This is a genomic window from Bradyrhizobium sp. B124, from assembly GCF_038967635.1.
GTDB lineage: Bacteria > Pseudomonadota > Alphaproteobacteria > Rhizobiales > Xanthobacteraceae > Bradyrhizobium.
The window spans coordinates 3,611,302-3,627,397 of sequence record NZ_CP152413.1 but is presented as its reverse complement, the minus strand read 5'-3'; the positions used below and the strand labels follow the sequence as shown (position 1 = coordinate 3,627,397).

Here is a 16,096-nt window from a genome sequence, read left to right as displayed (position 1 = left end):
TTTGAACAAGCGCGATAAAGGCACTAAGGCGGTGATGGCCATGACGACGCGATCCGTTCAGGAGTTGCGAGAAGAGTCCGAGCGGAGCCGCGCGCAGCTCGCGGCGACCGTTGATCGGCTAAGAGAGCAGATAACTGACACCGCAGAAGACCTCCGCTACAAGGTCTCGCCAAGGCATCAAGTCGGAGGTGTCCGAGTTCGTGAGCCGCAAGACACAAAGCTGGCTCGATACGCTGAAGCAACAAGCGATGGATAACCCGATGCAGGCGCTTGCTGCCGGGACCGCCGTCGCGGTTCCTGCGCTGCGGCTGGCACGCGGCTTTCCGCTGCCCCTCCTGATGATTGTGGCCGGCGTTGCCCTGAGTTCGAAGACTGTGCGTACCCGCGCCGCGGAAGTGGCAGCCCCGGCGGTAGAAAGGACCAGAGCAATGGCCGGCGAAGCCGCCGGGCGGATGCAGTCCTTCAACGAGGACGCGGCAGCTACGGTGGCCGCGACCGGGCGACACGCCGCGGAACTCGCGAGCGAAGCCCAAGCAAAGGCGACCGATCTCGTAAGCGACCTGAAGGACCGGGCGACCCAGACAAGCGGCAAGGTGAAAGCCGGCTTCGATGCTGCGTCCGAAGCGGCCAAAGACGGACTCGAGCGGGCTCGCTCAACCACGCGTGACAAGGCCACTGCTGCGCCGGAAACCGTCCGTCAGGTGTTCCATGAGAACGCCGCACTGATCAGCGGCCTCGGGATTGGGATCGGCGCGATTATCGCGGCTTCCCTTCCCGATACCAAGGCCGAAGCTGCCGCGATCGGCAAGGCAAGCGATAACCTGAAGCATGCCGCAAGCAAAGCCGCCCAGTCCGGGTTTGAGACTGCCAAAGAAGCAATGTTGTCGGCAGCCGATGCTGCCAAGAAAAGCGTATCGGATGCGGATCTCGGCAAACATGCCACCCGCATGACACAGGATATGTCCGACAAACTGAAGGAAGCGGCCGACGACATCGTGACAGCGGCATTTGATCCTTCGCGAACGGAAGAGAGACCGTCATGACCGACTTCGACCCTTATACCCAGAAAGGCTCTTCTCAAAGCCAAGGCTCGACCGCCTCGAACCTGAGGGACCAGGTGGCCGATGCTGGCGCGGAGGTAAGGCAACGCGCAGGCGATGCGCTTAGAGCCTCAACCGACCTCGCACGCGACAAGTTCAAGGAGGCTGCCGACCAGGCCATGGAGGTGGCCGAAGGAGCCGCTGATCGCTTCCGCGACAAGGCCGAGGCGCAACAGCGCTCGGGGGCGGATTTCGTAAGCCGGTTTGCTGGCAACATCCGCCAAGCCGCCCATGCTTTCGAGACCGACGCTCCCTTTGCTGCGCGCGGGATAAATTCCGCCGCCGACTATGTGCAAGGCGCCGCCGGAAAGGTTCGCGAGGGCACTTTCCGCGATCTCGTTGAAGGGGCAACCGATTTCGCCAGGCGGCAGCCCGCCGCTTTTCTTGGACTGTCCGTGCTCGCCGGCTTCGCCGCTGTCCGTTTCCTAAAGGCTTCGGGGAAAGAGTCTTCGTCCTCACGAAGCGAGGACGCGTCATGACTACGCAATCGGATATTCGGACGATCTCGGCCCTGCTCGGCGACGCCCTCTCGCAGTTCGCCAAGCTCTTCCAGAACGAGGTCGATCTCGCCAAGGCCGAGCTCGACGAGAAGATCCGGCAGGTTAGTCATGCGGTAGGCTTCTTCGCCGCAGGCGCGATCTTGGTCATCCCGGCGCTTGTCATGGCGCTTTTCGCGCTGTCCGCCGCCTTAATCGCGGCCGGCTGGTCACCGCCGATCTCCTATCTTGTCTCAGCAGTCGTGGCCGCGGTCATCGCTGGCGTGTTGTTTGCGGTCGGCATGAACCGGCTGGACGCGCGCAATCTGGCGCCCCGCGAAACGATCCGCCAGCTCGAGAAGGACAAGAACACCGTAAAGGAAATGGCGCGATGAGCAGCACACAAAGCGGCGGCTTTCTTGACAATTTGCGCGAAGCGGTGCGCGAAAATCCACTTGCCGGCATTCTCATTGGGGGTGGCGCCCTTTGGCTGTTAATCGGCAACGCGAGAGTGAAGAGCGCGGCTAGCTCGGTAAGCGAGGCGGTTTGGCCGAAAGCCGGTACCGACGCGCCTGATGCCCGGCCGACGCCAAAATTCACCAACAGTCCTCCGACGGCCTCCGAGATGGACGTCGGATCATCACAGCCCCTCAGCGATACGCTCCGCGACGCTGGGAGCGCGGCGTCCGATGCCGTGTCAAACGCAGCAGGTACGATCAAGGATCGACTAGATAAGGGCGTCGCCTATGCGCAGGAAAGCTTCGGTAAGGTCGGTGATAAGTTGCCCCAAAGGGAAACCATTGCGCAGGTGCAGTCCTCTCTTTCGGATCTGCTCGAAAGACAACCGCTTCTGCTTGGTGCAATGGGCGTTGCGGTGGGAGCGGCTCTCGGGAGCGCGCTCAGTGCGTCCGATCTCGAGAACGAATGGGTTGGCGAGTTCAGCGACGGTGTTAAAGCTGACATGAAAACGCGAGCCGGAGCGGTGTCGCAGAGCATGCGCGAAGCCTCTGATACGCTCAGGGCCGAAGCCAGTGACATGGGAGCGGAAACTCTAGAACGGTTGCAAGAGGTCGGCAAAAGCGGGATGAATGCAGTTCGCGAAAATCTGAGCGAGCGATAGCCTACGCCACGTGTGGAAGCTTCTTTCGGGATATAGAATTTGGCGCCTAAGGCCGTGCGGCAATGTCCAGCCCAAGAGACGCGAACGCAGTGCACTATCCATCCGAGCTGCTCTCCTCGCACTCAGGGCCTCTTGCAGCAAGCTTCTCAGCGTTAAGTTTCGCTCGAATGAGATGTTGAGATACCGGATGTATTGGTACGCAAGCCGAGGAGGAAGCCATGAAGGCATATTTGATTCCAGCGGTGATCATTAGCGTCGCAGCACTGGCCCCAGCAACGGCCCAGACGCCTGCACCCGGTCAGAGTATGCAAGAAGAGGCCGACAAGGGTGTTAAGACGAATAACTCCGGCGCCTCCGGTTATGTAGGCGACCAGGAACGGCCCGGGGCTTCTGCCCATCCACCCGGAGAGCCCCCGCATGCCAGTACGCCATCCAGCGCGACCTCGTCACCGAGCGCTCAGAATTCGGGGGCCGGAATCAGCGGGGCGCCCGGAGGCAAAAGCGGTCCAGCGGCCAAGCAGGGTACTGTGGGGTCGAACCTGCCAGTGCAGGAACAGGATCCAGCAAACGTAAAGGGGCTCCCTGGAAACAAGAGCGGCCCTCCCGCCAAACGATAGAAGCTGGCTCTCGGGCCGAATGCGGCTTACCATCGAACACGACCACGCGCCGCGTATCCCACGACATAAATCGTGGCCTTAAAGGCCGACGGGCGCACACGCTCACTCCGCAGTCAGAAATGTCTTCTTTCGTGAGGGTCCTTTTCCTCGTCGAAGAAGAGCCCCTCAAGCTCTGCGATTTGTTCCAGAACATCAATGGCGCCTGCTTCGAGCAGCGCGTCGCGCGCGAAACCGCCGCTCAAAAGACCCATCGCGGTCACGCCTCCGGCGGCCGCAGCGGCGCAATCGTAAGGCGTATCGCCGGTCATCACGCAACGCCCGGCAGGGAGGCCAAGCTCTTTGACTGCGAGATCAATCACCGCGGGATCGGGCTTGCCCTTGGGAATATCATCGCCGCAAGCGATATAATCGACAAGGTCGTCGACGCCGAGGAGGCCGCGATAGACCTTCAGCGGCGCTCCTTTGCAGTCCGTTGCGAAGGCGATGGCGCCACCCGATTGCTTGATTGCGGTGAAAAGCGCGCGCACGCCCTCGAAGGGCCGGACCAAGGGAAGATAGGTTTGCTCGTAGTATTTCCCAGCATCCTTGAGCATTTGCTTTCGCTCGTCTTCCTTGAACGACGGCGTAACAAGCTTCAGTGTCTCATCGCCATTAAGGCCCGAATAGAGCTGAAAGGTTTCGTATGAAAAGGGCATGGCCGCGCATTTTGAGCGCTTCCTGTAGGCAGCCTGGAGGCAGTTGGCGCACGGGCCGTATTGAAGGCCGAGTAGTAGGCTCGGCTGACGGCGTCGTCGGGTGCTTCGCCGTCCAGGAGGCCCCGGCCGCCTTAGCGGAATGGGACGGTTTGTTCAGCAGATCGAGGATCGTGGCCGGCCTCGACGGTGATCCCGTCACGCTCGCGATGCCTACGGCGACGGGCTGGTGCAGCTTGTTCTGTGACGCGCCCGCTCGACACCCTATCAGCTGGTCATGGTCCAGGGATCGATTATCGTCAGACCGGCAGCGCTGAACGCACTCGTGTCGCGCGATGCCACGGCAAACCCGTGCGCCGCGGCGATCGCGGCGATGTAGCCATCGGGCTTGGCGAAGCCTTTTCCGGCCGCGCGCGCCTTGACGGCGCGCCGCGCCGCGGCGGCAGGCAGGATGCGGGTCGTGGTACGCCGTCGAGCGCAGCTGTCAGCCTGTCCTCGCGCTTGCCACGCGCTAGCGCGCCGATACCGAACAATAGTTCGGAGATGGTGACGCCGGAGAGCGCCTCTCGATGAGCTAAGGCGGGCAAACGAGCTCTCATCGCATGATCGAAAGCGACCCGCGCGCCGTCGCTACTTGAAAATATCGAGAGCTTTGAGTGTGCAATTCGTGGCGTTCCATTCGAACCCCTATGTTGGTGGCCACGTCCAGACGAACGGAGCTTTCCGCATTTTCGAATCTAGCAAAGGGGGATCGTTTTGCTCCCAGTACCTCGCTTAAGCCCCCGAACCTTCCATACGCGGTAGGGTCTGAGGGGTATTTGCGCCCTTTTTACCGCGCCTCCGCACGATTGGTGCAGGCGAGGAACCGGACAGTCGCTTCCCAGTTTTTGAACTGAGACTGGACGAGCTTCGGCTGGAGCCTGCGGTGGTCACGACTTTCATCTCAGCAAAGGACTTAGAGCTAATCGCGCTAAGGGAGATTCGCGCTTTCCCCGGTGGCGAATACGTTGTCTCCGTCGAACTCGAGGTTGACGAAACAGGAAGCGCCGGTGACACCAAGTGGACGCTGACAGCAAACGTCCGGGACGGTGCCGATCTTGACAGTGTCCAACACGCTGTCAGCACGACTTCCAAAAGGCTGAAGCATCGATACTCTTTGCGAACCGATTGGTAACCGAGCCGTAGGGAACGTGATGCGGTCGATAGTCACTTGGGAGAGCGAGCTGTCTCCGGATATGCGCAAGCGGTTCATCGCGGCGCGCTCGCAAGACGCGATCCAGCGCAAGTACGACACCGGAAAGCCGCTGCGTGGTTTGCGAAGCAAATGGACAGACGCATGGGACGCGCCCGACGCGCCAGAGCCACTGCCGCTCGCAGCACAAAAGTTACTCGTGGCACCCGCGCTTAAACGGCTCGAACGGGCCAACGCAGTGGATTACATGGGTTACATGTCAGGGCAAATTGTTGGGAGCATCAAGGCTGAACGGCCTGTTCGCGATATTATGAAGGCGATGACATCCGAATGCCTGGCTGTATTGAAGACCCTGGGTTCGAAGGCCTAGCTCTACATCGCTGCGGCAAAGGCCAACCCGCTGCTCGGTCTCGACCAGCGGGAGTTCGAGACAAATTCAGCTGCCCACGAGAAGGTTCGCTTCTCTAATGATCCGTCGGCAGATTCAAGGCGTAAGCTCCCGCCTCAGTTATGCAGTGGGAGCCGCCAGGCCAAGACGTGACTGATAAGCCTTTAGGCACAATTTTACGAGCAAATGGATTGCCCATTAAGTGGCTTCGAGTAACTGGCGCATTTGATGCAGCGCCAAGTCTAACTGATAAGGAAATTGCACAAACCTTATCAGTCAGGCGGAGTTTCCCGCGGTAAAAAGGAATAGCTGCACCCGATGCTGCGTTCCGAGCGGGCGGCCCGGCCGACGTAGAGGCATCATTGCGAGGATCTTTCCACTACGTTGGGAATGAACGGGGAGATCTCGCGACGGAGCGTCGCGAGGCGGTGTAGACCCTGGATGATCTCCTCCGTGCTGAAGGCCGAAAAGCCGAACAGCAATCCTTTCCGGCGACGTCTTCCGAGGTAGTAGGGCGACAGCGGTCTCAGAACCAGCTTCTGCTGGGCGCAGAGATTGGACAGCGCTTGGTCGTCGGCTTCGCTTTCGAGGGGCAGGACGAGGTGCATGCCGGTTTCGAGACTTCGAAAGGAACGGTCGATCCGCAAACATCGCAGAGACCGTCGGCGAGCAGCCTCTGGCGGCTTCGACAGAGGGTGCGCATCCGGCGTACATGCGAGACCAATTGGCGAACTTCGATCCCGACGAAGTGCCGCATTGTTCGGATCTCCCTTTGGATGACCGGTTTCACTTCCACGGCGGCGAGCAAACCCATTTCTAGAATGCGTCGGCGACGCCGAGGCACCTGACGAGAGCAACGCGAGAGGAATCCCGCCCGAGCACGCTAACCCCGGCGATCGCCGGCCATCGAAAAGGCCATAACAATCCTCGATATCACGTATCGCACGCCATACAGCTATCGGATGGCTCCCAGACATCTAGACTACACCGACAGTTAACGACCGCCGGCCGTCCGCGCCCGCAAATCGGTGAGTGAATGACCATTCTGGAGTCCCTCTTCCACCCGAAAAGCATCGCCGTCATCGGCGCGTCCGACAATCCGAACAAGGTCGGTGGACGCCCGATCCACTATATGAAGAAGTTCGGCTACCAGGGCCGGATTCTGCCGATCAATCCCGCGCGCAAGCAAATCCAAGGGATCGACGCGTACGACAGCATCGAATCGCTCAAGACCTCGCCGGACGCGGCGATCATCGCCGTCGGAAGCGAGTCCGTGCTCGACCAAGTAAGGCTTTGCGCTGACCGCGGCGTCGGCGCGGTAGTCATCATGGCGTCGGGCTTCGGCGAGTTGGGAGAGGAAGGAAAAGGCATCGAAGCCGAGCTGGTGAAGGTGGCTCAGGCCAAGAATATGCGCCTGGTCGGTCCCAACGCCCAAGGGACGGCCAACTTCTCCAATGGCGCCATCTTGAATTTCAGCACGATGTTCATGGAAATCGATCCGCAGGATGGTCCCGTCGCCGTGATTAGCCAAAGCGGCGCGGCGAGCGTAATGCCCTACGCGCTGCTGCGGAAGGCCGGCTACGGCGTGCGTTACATCGTTGCGACCGGTAACGACGCCGACATCAGCGCCAGCACGATCGCAGAGGAACTTGCGCGCGACGAGCAGATCAAACTTATTTTGGTCTATCTGGAATCTTTGACTGATCCGGAGCGGCTTGCTTCTGCTGCCGCTACCGCGAGGCAGCGCGGCGCGTACATCATCGCGCTAAAGAGCGGTGCCAGCAAGATCGGCGCCGCCGCAGCGTCCTCTCACACCGGCGCCATCGTCGGCGACGACGTCGCGGTGAACGCGTTTCTTGCTCGCCACGGGATCTGGCGTGCCCACGACATGAACGGACTGATTCGTACGGTGCCGCTCTATCTGAAGGATCATCTGATCCGAAAGGGCCGTACCGTTGCCATGAGCCACAGCGGCGCGGTGAGCGTCATGATCGCTGACAGCGCTGAACGCATGGGAATGCCGCTTTCTGACATCTCGGCCGAAACGAAAGCGAAACTCGCCGCTGTGTTGCCTTCTTTCGCGACCCCCAGCAATCCTCTCGACATGACCGCCGCGAGCTCAGAGGCGCTCATTTCGATAGGACATATTCATTCTTACTTACAGAGCACAGGGATTGCCGAGGTTCTGGGCCATGCGTGGATGTCCCCTAAATCGTAATCTCTCCACGTTCACTTTGGAACTGATCGGCCACCATCGACATATTAAGATTCGTGAATCCATACCTACGGCTAAGACCCATAAGACGAGGTAGGTGTCATGAAGCGACGACGGCGCAGGGTTGCTCAGACTGTCCCGCTTGAAGAACGTCTTACCCAGGAAGCTAGAGAGCTGCGCCAACAAGCTAGACAGCTTCCCCCATGCCGAGAGCGGGAAGCATTGCTAAGAAAGGCGCGGCATAATGAGACCACCGCTCATTTGACCGAGTGGCTGATGTCTCCCGAGCCACGCGCTCCAATCTAGGAGCACGACGATGTCGGAAAACCCGGATGAATTCGATGGCGTCGAGACCGCCTTTGTCGGCGGCGCCGCGGTGTCGTTTGTCGCGTTGAACGTTAGCATGGCTTGGCGTTTTCTAGGATAAACTTACGCACACACTGCAATGATCCAGAAGCCGCCTTTGATTGTCCTCGATGTATCGAACCCGGCCGCGTTCTCGGGGAAAGGGAGCATCATCGTGCTCGAATACACAAATGAGGATGCCGCAATGAGAGTCGCCCGGAAGATAGCACGAGAGACCGGGCGCGCCGTGACTATTCGCAGTGAGGATATGCGCGTGATCGGCTCGATACCGGCGGCGACCACTCATTGAGGTAAGGTGGCCTTTCAGCGGGTTCCACATTCAGGAACGTCCCGTCACTCACGACGTTGTTGCCTCAACTACAGAGGAGACTACCATGAGCGTCAAAGGCGAGATCAAAGAAGGTGCTGGTTACATCAAGGAAGAGATGAACGAGCATAAGAAGGATCCCGAGAGTCAGAAAAAGGCTCAGGAAGGACGCGATCTGCGCAACGAAGGTCGTGTCGAGGACGGCAAGGCGCCAAAGACTACACCGCCCGGCAGCGGCCACTAAGTATTTCGGATTCTGAGAAACCGCCTCTCACAGGCGGTTTTTCGCTTCTGATCTCGTGCCGGTAACCGACCGACCAATTCGTGCTCTTAATCATTATGGAGGTACCATGGCAGTCAACAAGCCTGTTGGAGACAATGCTCGCAAGGGTGCGGTGAGGAAGCGGTCTCAGTTGAAGAACCCGCTCACCAAGACCTCGACCAAACGGAACAAGAAGGGCGGCGAGTTCATGGCCGTCAAGAAATCGGCGAAAAAGTTTAAGGGCGTCCGCCGCGAGAAGAAATAATGGGTCGCTTCTTCATCGGCATCGTCATTGTCAGCGTGGCGATGCCCCTAGCGGTTTACCTCCACATAATCGCTTTGTAGTGCGGGTGCGCGAGGGCCGGTAGCCCCTGAGAAACCGCAGACCTTCGACTGCCAGCGCCTTTTCGTCGGCCTCGATACCGGAGAGGTGTTCAACAAGCCGCTGGCGCTCTGCTTGCAATTCCTCTTCCGTCATACTCACCAACATGCCGTAGGTTTGCATGACCCGGTCAACCGCGGCTTCCATGGGACCCTCCCTAAAAAAGCAGGAACGCAGGGGCGTCGATAAAGTTCCAGCGTTGGAACGCGATGGACTCGATTACGCGATGTACCGAGTGCGGCCAACTCCTTATCCCATTCCCGGGGACAGCGGGAGGACCGAGCTGAAGTGCGGGTGCTGCGATAAACTCGACCGCATGGGCTCTGATGTGAAAAAATGGACGGACGGCCCGCTGGCGGGCCCCCTAGTTTTCCGAAAGACCCTTAAACGAGTTAGCTCTCAGCAGGCCTTCGGACGTGATGTCCCGGTATTCAATATCCGCATAGAACTTCGGCTCGACCCACGTGGCCTTGGGTTTCTTGATTGGCTTTGTCAGTTTGGCCTTGGGGCTCACTACGGTATCGAGCGCCTTGCGGATCTTCGCCGAGGTCGTCCGATTCCAGCCCGTCCCAACCTTCCCCATGTAGACCAGATCGTTGCCTTCCCGCCTCCCAAGATAGAGCGCAGCAACACCCGCAGGGTCTTTGATGAATCCGACGACCGGAAATTCTCCTCGTTGCACGGTTTTGATTTTCAGCCAGGCCTCGTTCCTATCTGACCGATACGGCGCATCGGCTCGCTTCGAAACGATCCCCTCGTAGTTCAGCTTGGCGGCGCGAAGAGAGCCTGGCCGTCACCTTCGACGTGCTCGCTGTAGAGAACGGGAGGTTCGATCTGATGAGTATTGAATAGACCCTGCAACATTGCCTTGCGCCCAACCTGCGGCGTTCTCCGCAAGTCCTTCCCATCGAGCCATAGAAGATCGAAGGCATAATAGAGCAACCGATCCTGGTCGCCTCTGGCGAGGTCGGCCTGGAGCTCGGAGAAATTGGTTCGGCCCTCGTGGACGACCACTACCTCACCGTCGATGATGGCCTGACCGGGTATCTCGAAGGCGACGGCGATCAGCGAGAACCGCTTCGTCCAATCCAGGCCATTCCTTGTGAAGGCCTTCTTGGCTCCGTGGTCCACATGGAGCTGCATGCGGTAGCCGTCGTACTTTATCTCGTGGAGGTAGTCGCCAGTCGGCGCCTTGGTCCTCAGGATTGCGAGCTGGGGCTTTATAAAGCCCGGCATTTCAGCAATTTTTGTGGCCCGCTTCATACGCAACTCAACTGAACGAATGTGAACTCCCTACATTAGCAGAATTTCTGACAATGGACGATGAATTTTGCCGCGAGCGATTAAAGACCGTCAAGGAGCTTGCCGAGAAGGCCGACCCCTTCATCAAGAAGCGTCTGATGGATTTGGCCAGTCACTATGAGCGCCGCCTAAGCGGAAGCAAGCGACCGCAAAGAACAGCCCCACCACCACGATCGCCGCGAGAATATGGACGAAGTGCGCGCCTAGTCTCTATGGACCCCGACGACCGCTCCTTGGGTGGCCCATTCGCATCTTCGAATGATTGATTAGGCGCAGTAACGAATTTAAGCACATCGGACGATAGGTATTCTCGTGCTTTTCCGATGGAGCCGCAGCAGCGAGGTGGGAGTTGTCTTCAAACCGAAAAAGCTTCGCGCCCGATCGATCCGCCGGCGGCTCATGTGTAGACCATCAAAGGATGGCTGCCAGTCGCGCGGGCTCGAGACCCCAATGCTGCCAATCCGGACCGTATGAAATAACCGTGACGCGGACAGGTAGGCAGAACTGCAAGGCACCTTAACTTGCCTTACGGCGAGGCTTGGCCGTCGCCTTCTTCGCTTTCGCGGGTTTTGTCGTTGGCTTAGTTTTGTCGCCGCTTCTGATGCTTTGCTTCAAAGCGTCCATCAAATTGAACACATTGCTCGGTGCCGGCCTTCGGGCGGTCGCAATCGGAAGGCCCTTGCGCTTCTGGTCGAGCAGTTCCTGCAAAGCCTGCTCGTAGTGGTCTTCAAACTTCTCTGGCTCGAAGTGGCCGGACTTCTGCTCGACGATGTGCTTGGCGAGCTCCAGCATATCCTTCGTGATCTTCACACCCTGGATGTCGTCGAAGTATTCCGCGGCGTTACGAACTTCATAGGGGTAGCGAAGCAGCATGCCCACGAGACCCTTGTCGCGCGCCTCGAGAGCGATGATGTGCTCGCGATTGGTCAAGACCACTCGGCCGAGGGCGACTTTATCGAGCGAGCGGATGGTTTCCCGGATAACCGCATAAGCGTCGTGGCCGACCTTGCCGTCAGGAACGATGTAGTACGGTCGTACGAGATAGAGATCGTCGATCTCGCTCCTCGGCACGAACTCGTCGATCTCGATGGTGCGCGTCGACTCCAGCGCGATGTTCTCGAGCTCGTCCTTGGTCACTTCGAGGTATTGATCGGTGTCGACCTTGAAGCCCTTGATGATGTCGTCGGACTCAACTTCTTCGTCGGTATCGGCATCGACCTTCAGATACTTGATACGGTGACCGGTCTTTTTGTTGATCTGATTGAAACTGATCTTGTCGGATTCAGAGGTCGCCGGGAACAGTGCGATTGGACACGTCACCAGGGACAGTCGCAAAAAGCCCTTCCAATTGGCGCGCGGGGCCATACTCAAAACTCCACCTACACTGAATGGCATCAATATAGGACACCGGTCAGCGATGTGGAGTCGACAAGCGCGACTTTAGGTGCATTAGCCGATACGAACCGCTCTCGCGTCCAGCACTTTCCGGGAAACGACTCAAGGGAGGTGACAGTGCTGGGGGAGACGTCTTATCCGATGGTCTGGTTATGGTTCATCGGTGCTTGTGTGCTCGGCGTCGCGCTCGTCTACGGCGTCATGCGAGCAGGCCGGCTGCGACGGCATGAGAGAGCACGCCTGGAGCAAGATACGGTGCAGGCCCAGCGGGCGCAACACCCCCACAAACGTCCATTTTAGGATCTAGCAGTCCGGACAGCTATCGCCAATCCCGCGCAAGACGTCCTCGATCGCGGCTAGACACTGCTTGGGGGTGGCGCCGGGGAACGGGTGGTTCCAAGCTGCTTCGCGGGCTCTGTTCCTCGCATCTGGATCGCTGCGATCGAGCGCGTGGCCGTGGTGTTCGCACTCGCGAATGGCGTGGTGCTCGATCAGCGTGCCGAGCGCCCAGCCTTCGAGACTGCGATAGGCGGGGCGGGCGGCCTTAGCGGCAAGCGGCGTTGTACATTGATCATCATGGTGTGGCCTCGAATCAAGGGAAGGCCACCACATTATAGCATTGAGGTGTCAAGCCGGCCCGCAGGATGCAGAACTTATGCCCGGTATTGCTGCGTTGGAATGCGGATCTGGGTCCCCACCGGACGGCTGAGATCGAATGGCAGCCACCAAGGCGGTCGGCGAGAACGCTAGTAGAGATGGGATTCTGCCAGGAAAGCCATCGTTTCCTGAGGACGAGCGACGATTGCTGCAATTGGTTCGCAAAACTCGTTTGACGCAATGGGACATCGCGCCTAGCCGCCAGTCCACTGGGCGCCGCGTGAATCTCGCTTACTTCTCCGAGGGCAAGGCCGCTACCTTTCGCGCGCCTTGCCATAGCTCGATATCGTGACCGTCAACCAGCTGCCGGGCTAAGCTCTTCGCTTCCTCGTCGTCATCGACCAGGATGACAACCCGATCTTGGATGTGACCATCCGGTCCGATGAAATAGGCGTAATAGCCAGTTGGCATGAAAGTCTACTCTGGCGATTTTAATCCCGGAGACTTCAACCAGTCATCCATGCGCGAAGCGGTTTCCGTCTGACGGGCCCGACGCAAAAGCAGTTCGCGAGCCGTCCCTGGCCGAAGTTTGAGGGCTTCATCGCGGAAGTATTGAGCCTCTTCCGCTAGGTGTTCACGGGAGCTCTTTTCATGTTTGATGCGACGTCGCTGTAGCTGCTCCACTGTTAATCTCCGTTGAAATGGAAAGCGGTCCGCCTCCAGGCGACCTCATCTCGACGGCAACGTTGGCGCTGAGACCTCCATAGTTCTACGCAACGCCAAGGCTGGCCAGATCTATATTTTGTTCGCGTCTAGGAACTTATCGGAAAAGGCTAAAAAGGAGGAAAATTATCAGTCAGCGCCCGCAAGGACTTCGCATCTGCAATAAGATGAAGGATGAGGACTACTGCGCCAAATTCGGTCAGCAAGTTTATTTCAGCCCAGGTGACGCTTGGATCGCTGTTCAGGAACGCAGGGCGATAAGTGGTGTTAAAGTCTTGCTAACTGGCAACGATTGGCTGGCTCGCTCCGAAGGGCGCTGGGCCAATTACCTTTGCCCCTAAAGCGAGCTTTCCTTCAGAGCCCGCGGGAATGGCTGCTCTTGAAAGGATTTGAATGGAAAGCTCTGATCGCTTCGCAGCGGCACAATCTAACGAGGGCCGCTATCGGCTTCTTATCGAGTCGATCACCGACTACGCGATTTACATGCTGGATCGCGAGGGGCATGTAACCAGCTGGAACCCAGGCGCGAAGCGCTTCAAGGGCTACGCAGCTAATGAGATCATCGGGCATCATTTCTCAACCTTCTACACGGACGCTGAGCGGGCTCAGAACGTGCCCGGCCTGGCGTTGGAGGAGGCGGCTCGCACCGGCCGCTTCGAGCGCGAGGGCTGGCGGGTGCGCAAGGATGGTAGTCAGTTCTGGGCTCATGTGGTGATAGACGCGATCCGCTCGCCCGAAGGCGAGCTCGTCGGCTTCGCCAAAATCACCCGCGACTTGACCGAGCGAAGGGCCGCCGAGGCAAAATTGCGAGAAAGCGAAGAGCAATTCCGGATGCTGGTGCAGGGCGTGACCGACTACGCCATCTACATGTTGGATCCGAACGGCCGTGTGGCCAGTTGGAACGCGGGCGCCCAGCGCATCAAAGGTTATGCCCCCGAAGAAATCATTGGTCGTCACTTCTCCAACTTTTACACCGTAGCGGATCGCGCCGCGGGTCTTCCTCGCATTGGACTGGAAACCGCACTTCGGGAGGGACGGTGGGAGAACGAAGGCCAAAGGCTCCGCAAGGACGGTACTGCCTTCTGGGCGCACGTCGTGATCGACGCGATCCGGGATGAAGAGGGCAAGCTCATCGGCTTCGCCAAGGTGACACGGGATATCACTGAACGTCGCGAGGCGGAAGCAGCCCTTCAGAACGCGCAAGCGACGATGATCCGTTCTCAAAAGCTGGAGGCGATCGGGCAGCTCACTGGCGGCGTAGCTCATGATTTCAACAACCTGCTGCAGGTGATTAGCGGAAACCTGCAATTGCTCAACAAAGACATCGCCGGTAATCCACGAGCCGAGATGCGGGTTCAGAACGCCCTCGCGAGCGTCGCACGCGGGTCAAAGCTTGCTTCGCAGTTGCTTGCGTTCGCAAGACGCCAGCCGCTGGAACCGAGGGTGGTGAACGTCGGCCGCCTGATCAAGGGCATGGATGAACTGCTGCGTCGCGCACTTGGCGGAGAAATCGAGATCGAGACGATGGTTGCCGGCGGACTGTGGAACAGTCTGATCGACCCCGATCAGCTCGAAAATGCCATCCTCAACCTCGCGATTAACGCCCGCGACGCTATGAATGGCGAAGGCCGGCTGACCATCGAGGCGAGCAACGCCTTTTTCGACGACGAGTATGCCCGTCGGCACGACGAGGTCGTGCCGGGCCAATACGTGATGATCGCGGTGACGGACACCGGGGCCGGGATACCGCCAGAGTTGCTAGACCGGGTCTTTGAGCCATTCTTCACGACCAAGGCGGAGGACAAGGGCACGGGCCTCGGGCTTGCCATGGTCTATGGTTTCCTCAAGCAATCAGGTGGACACGTCAAAATCTATAGTGAGGTTGGTGCCGGAACGACGGTGAAGTTGTACTTCCCTCGAGAGGTGGCGAGCGAGGACACTCTGGTCGTTGCTCCCCCCGGTGAAGTAAAAGGTGGGCAGGAAACTATCCTTGTCGTTGAGGATGACAACGAGGTTCGCGAGGTCGCCGAAGCCATGCTTACGGAGCTCGGTTACCGCGTGGTCAGAGCGAGGGATGCGGCGGCCGCGCTCGCTATCGTCGATAGCGGCATGCCGATAGATCTGATCTTTACCGACGTGATGATGCCTGGCGCGATGCGCAGTCCAGAGTTGGCGCGAAAAGCCAAGGATCGGTTGCCCAGCGTTGCTGTCCTTTTCACCTCCGGCTACACACAGAATGCCATTGTGCACGGCGGGCGGCTCGATCCGGGGGTGGAGCTCCTGCCTAAGCCCTACACGCGCGAAGCACTCGCACGAAAAATCAGGCATGTGTTGGCCAATCACGGTCAAAGACGCGTCACCTCTCAAGGATCGCAGCAATCGACGAACAAGCACGCTCTTAAGGGAACGATGGTGTTGCTCGTCGAAGACGACGAACTGATCCGCCCTGTGACGACGGAGATGCTAGACGATCTCGGATGTGAGGTAAGACAGGCCAGCACCGCCCAGGAAGCTTACAAGATCCTGACTGAAGATCTCGTAGACATCCTTCTCACGGACGTAGGCTTGCCGGGGGTCTCCGGTCTGCAGCTCGCGAGCGATGCCCGCGCGCACCGTGCCGATCTCCGCCTGGTTCTCGCGACGGGTGATGGCGGGCTCCAATCCGAAGCCGAACATTTGGGGGCGGTGCTGCTCGTGAAGCCTTACTCGCCTGAAGCGCTCCGCGAAGCCCTGACAACGGCGTTGGAAGTTAAGGCTGTCTCTCGACAGTGCTGAAGGGCCAGCTTCTTGACAGCGCATGGCCCGTGAAGATGGCGATGCCGTCGAGGCCATGCGCCCGAAGCGTCGGCGAACTCTCGCGCTTCGCGTCCTGCGGTCCACCTCCACCTCCAAGTTACCGGGAAAACTGGAACTTCTCAGACCCGCATATGTTGTGACGTGCAACTAATGGAGGACAATGTGA

At 59.0% G+C, this 16,096-nt stretch carries 17 protein-coding genes and 1 pseudogene; 10 read left to right on the top strand and 8 right to left on the bottom strand.

Annotated elements, in window-relative coordinates; translation table 11 throughout:
• Positions 1 to 200: 200 nt before the first annotated feature.
• Genes AAFG13_RS17435 through AAFG13_RS17420 form a run of 4 tightly spaced genes read left to right on the top strand, consistent with a single transcriptional unit; the run spans position 201 to position 2,696 of the window.
• Positions 201 to 1,043, top strand: coding sequence for a DUF3618 domain-containing protein (locus AAFG13_RS17435; RefSeq protein WP_342712776.1), 843 nt, complete (start codon positions 201 to 203; stop codon positions 1,041 to 1,043).
• Complete coding sequence (locus AAFG13_RS17430) at positions 1,040 to 1,579, top strand: hypothetical protein (RefSeq protein WP_342712775.1); 540 nt, start codon at positions 1,040 to 1,042, stop codon at positions 1,577 to 1,579. The genes AAFG13_RS17435 and AAFG13_RS17430 overlap by 4 nt, the downstream gene beginning before the upstream one ends.
• Entirely contained in the window at positions 1,576 to 1,971 is a 396-nt protein-coding gene (locus tag AAFG13_RS17425) for a phage holin family protein (RefSeq protein ID WP_342712774.1), read from the top strand. The genes AAFG13_RS17430 and AAFG13_RS17425 overlap by 4 nt, the downstream gene beginning before the upstream one ends.
• Positions 1,968 to 2,696, top strand: coding sequence for a hypothetical protein (locus AAFG13_RS17420; RefSeq protein ID WP_342712773.1), 729 nt, complete (start codon positions 1,968 to 1,970; stop codon positions 2,694 to 2,696). Before AAFG13_RS17425 ends, AAFG13_RS17420 begins: the two co-directional genes overlap by 4 nt.
• A 730-nt stretch (positions 2,697 to 3,426) precedes the next feature.
• Here the strand turns inward: AAFG13_RS17420 and AAFG13_RS17415 are convergent.
• Both AAFG13_RS17415 and AAFG13_RS17410 read right to left on the bottom strand, forming a co-directional pair.
• On the bottom strand, positions 3,427 to 4,008 hold the full coding sequence (locus tag AAFG13_RS17415; protein ID WP_342712772.1) for an HAD hydrolase-like protein: 582 nt from the start codon (positions 4,006 to 4,008) through the stop codon (positions 3,427 to 3,429).
• Between the two features lie 264 nt (positions 4,009 to 4,272).
• Positions 4,273 to 4,604: pseudogene (locus AAFG13_RS17410) on the bottom strand (PIN domain-containing protein).
• A 636-nt stretch (positions 4,605 to 5,240) separates the two neighbouring features.
• Between AAFG13_RS17410 and AAFG13_RS17405 the strand changes: the two are divergent.
• Entirely contained in the window at positions 5,241 to 5,567 is a 327-nt protein-coding gene (locus AAFG13_RS17405) for a hypothetical protein (RefSeq protein ID WP_342712771.1), read from the top strand.
• 377 nt (positions 5,568 to 5,944) lie between these two features.
• On the opposite strand, the gene AAFG13_RS17400 is transcribed toward AAFG13_RS17405, so the two are convergent.
• Positions 5,945 to 6,193 (bottom strand): hypothetical protein, encoded by a 249-nt coding sequence (locus AAFG13_RS17400; protein WP_342712770.1) that lies wholly within the window; start codon positions 6,191 to 6,193, stop codon positions 5,945 to 5,947.
• Positions 6,194 to 6,621: 428 nt separating this feature from the next.
• On the opposite strand from AAFG13_RS17400, the gene AAFG13_RS17395 reads away from it, so the two are divergent.
• The 4 genes from AAFG13_RS17395 (at position 6,622) to AAFG13_RS17380 (ending at position 9,000) form a co-directional block, all read left to right on the top strand.
• Positions 6,622 to 7,803: a CoA-binding protein gene (locus AAFG13_RS17395; RefSeq protein ID WP_342712769.1), complete on the top strand. Its 1,182-nt coding sequence runs from the start codon at positions 6,622 to 6,624 to the stop codon at positions 7,801 to 7,803.
• A 442-nt stretch (positions 7,804 to 8,245) separates the two neighbouring features.
• Positions 8,246 to 8,455 (top strand): hypothetical protein, encoded by a 210-nt coding sequence (locus AAFG13_RS17390; RefSeq protein WP_342712768.1) that lies wholly within the window; start codon positions 8,246 to 8,248, stop codon positions 8,453 to 8,455.
• Between the two features lie 85 nt (positions 8,456 to 8,540).
• On the top strand, positions 8,541 to 8,717 hold the full coding sequence (locus AAFG13_RS17385) for a hypothetical protein (protein WP_342712767.1): 177 nt from the start codon (positions 8,541 to 8,543) through the stop codon (positions 8,715 to 8,717).
• A gap of 106 nt (positions 8,718 to 8,823) precedes the next feature.
• On the top strand, positions 8,824 to 9,000 hold the full coding sequence (locus AAFG13_RS17380) for a hypothetical protein (RefSeq protein ID WP_342712766.1): 177 nt from the start codon (positions 8,824 to 8,826) through the stop codon (positions 8,998 to 9,000).
• A gap of 30 nt (positions 9,001 to 9,030) precedes the next feature.
• On the opposite strand, the gene AAFG13_RS17375 is transcribed toward AAFG13_RS17380, so the two are convergent.
• From AAFG13_RS17375 to AAFG13_RS17355, 5 genes are all read right to left on the bottom strand, one after another.
• A complete protein-coding gene (locus AAFG13_RS17375) occupies positions 9,031 to 9,264 on the bottom strand; it encodes a hypothetical protein (protein ID WP_342712765.1) in 234 nt (77 codons plus the stop codon).
• Between the two features lie 217 nt (positions 9,265 to 9,481).
• Positions 9,482 to 9,799, bottom strand: a complete 318-nt coding sequence (locus tag AAFG13_RS17370; protein WP_342712764.1) for a hypothetical protein — start codon at positions 9,797 to 9,799, stop codon at positions 9,482 to 9,484.
• A gap of 80 nt (positions 9,800 to 9,879) precedes the next feature.
• A complete protein-coding gene (locus AAFG13_RS17365) occupies positions 9,880 to 10,380 on the bottom strand; it encodes a hypothetical protein (protein ID WP_342712763.1) in 501 nt (166 codons plus the stop codon).
• Between the two features lie 555 nt (positions 10,381 to 10,935).
• Positions 10,936 to 11,784, bottom strand: a complete 849-nt coding sequence (locus AAFG13_RS17360) for a Ku protein (RefSeq protein WP_342712762.1) — start codon at positions 11,782 to 11,784, stop codon at positions 10,936 to 10,938.
• 918 nt (positions 11,785 to 12,702) lie between these two features.
• Positions 12,703 to 12,882, bottom strand: coding sequence for a hypothetical protein (locus tag AAFG13_RS17355; RefSeq protein ID WP_342712761.1), 180 nt, complete (start codon positions 12,880 to 12,882; stop codon positions 12,703 to 12,705).
• 645 nt (positions 12,883 to 13,527) lie between these two features.
• Here AAFG13_RS17355 and AAFG13_RS17350 point away from each other — a divergent pair.
• A complete protein-coding gene (locus tag AAFG13_RS17350; RefSeq protein WP_342712760.1) occupies positions 13,528 to 15,909 on the top strand; it encodes a PAS domain S-box protein in 2,382 nt (793 codons plus the stop codon).
• Positions 15,910 to 16,096: the final 187 nt, after the last annotated feature.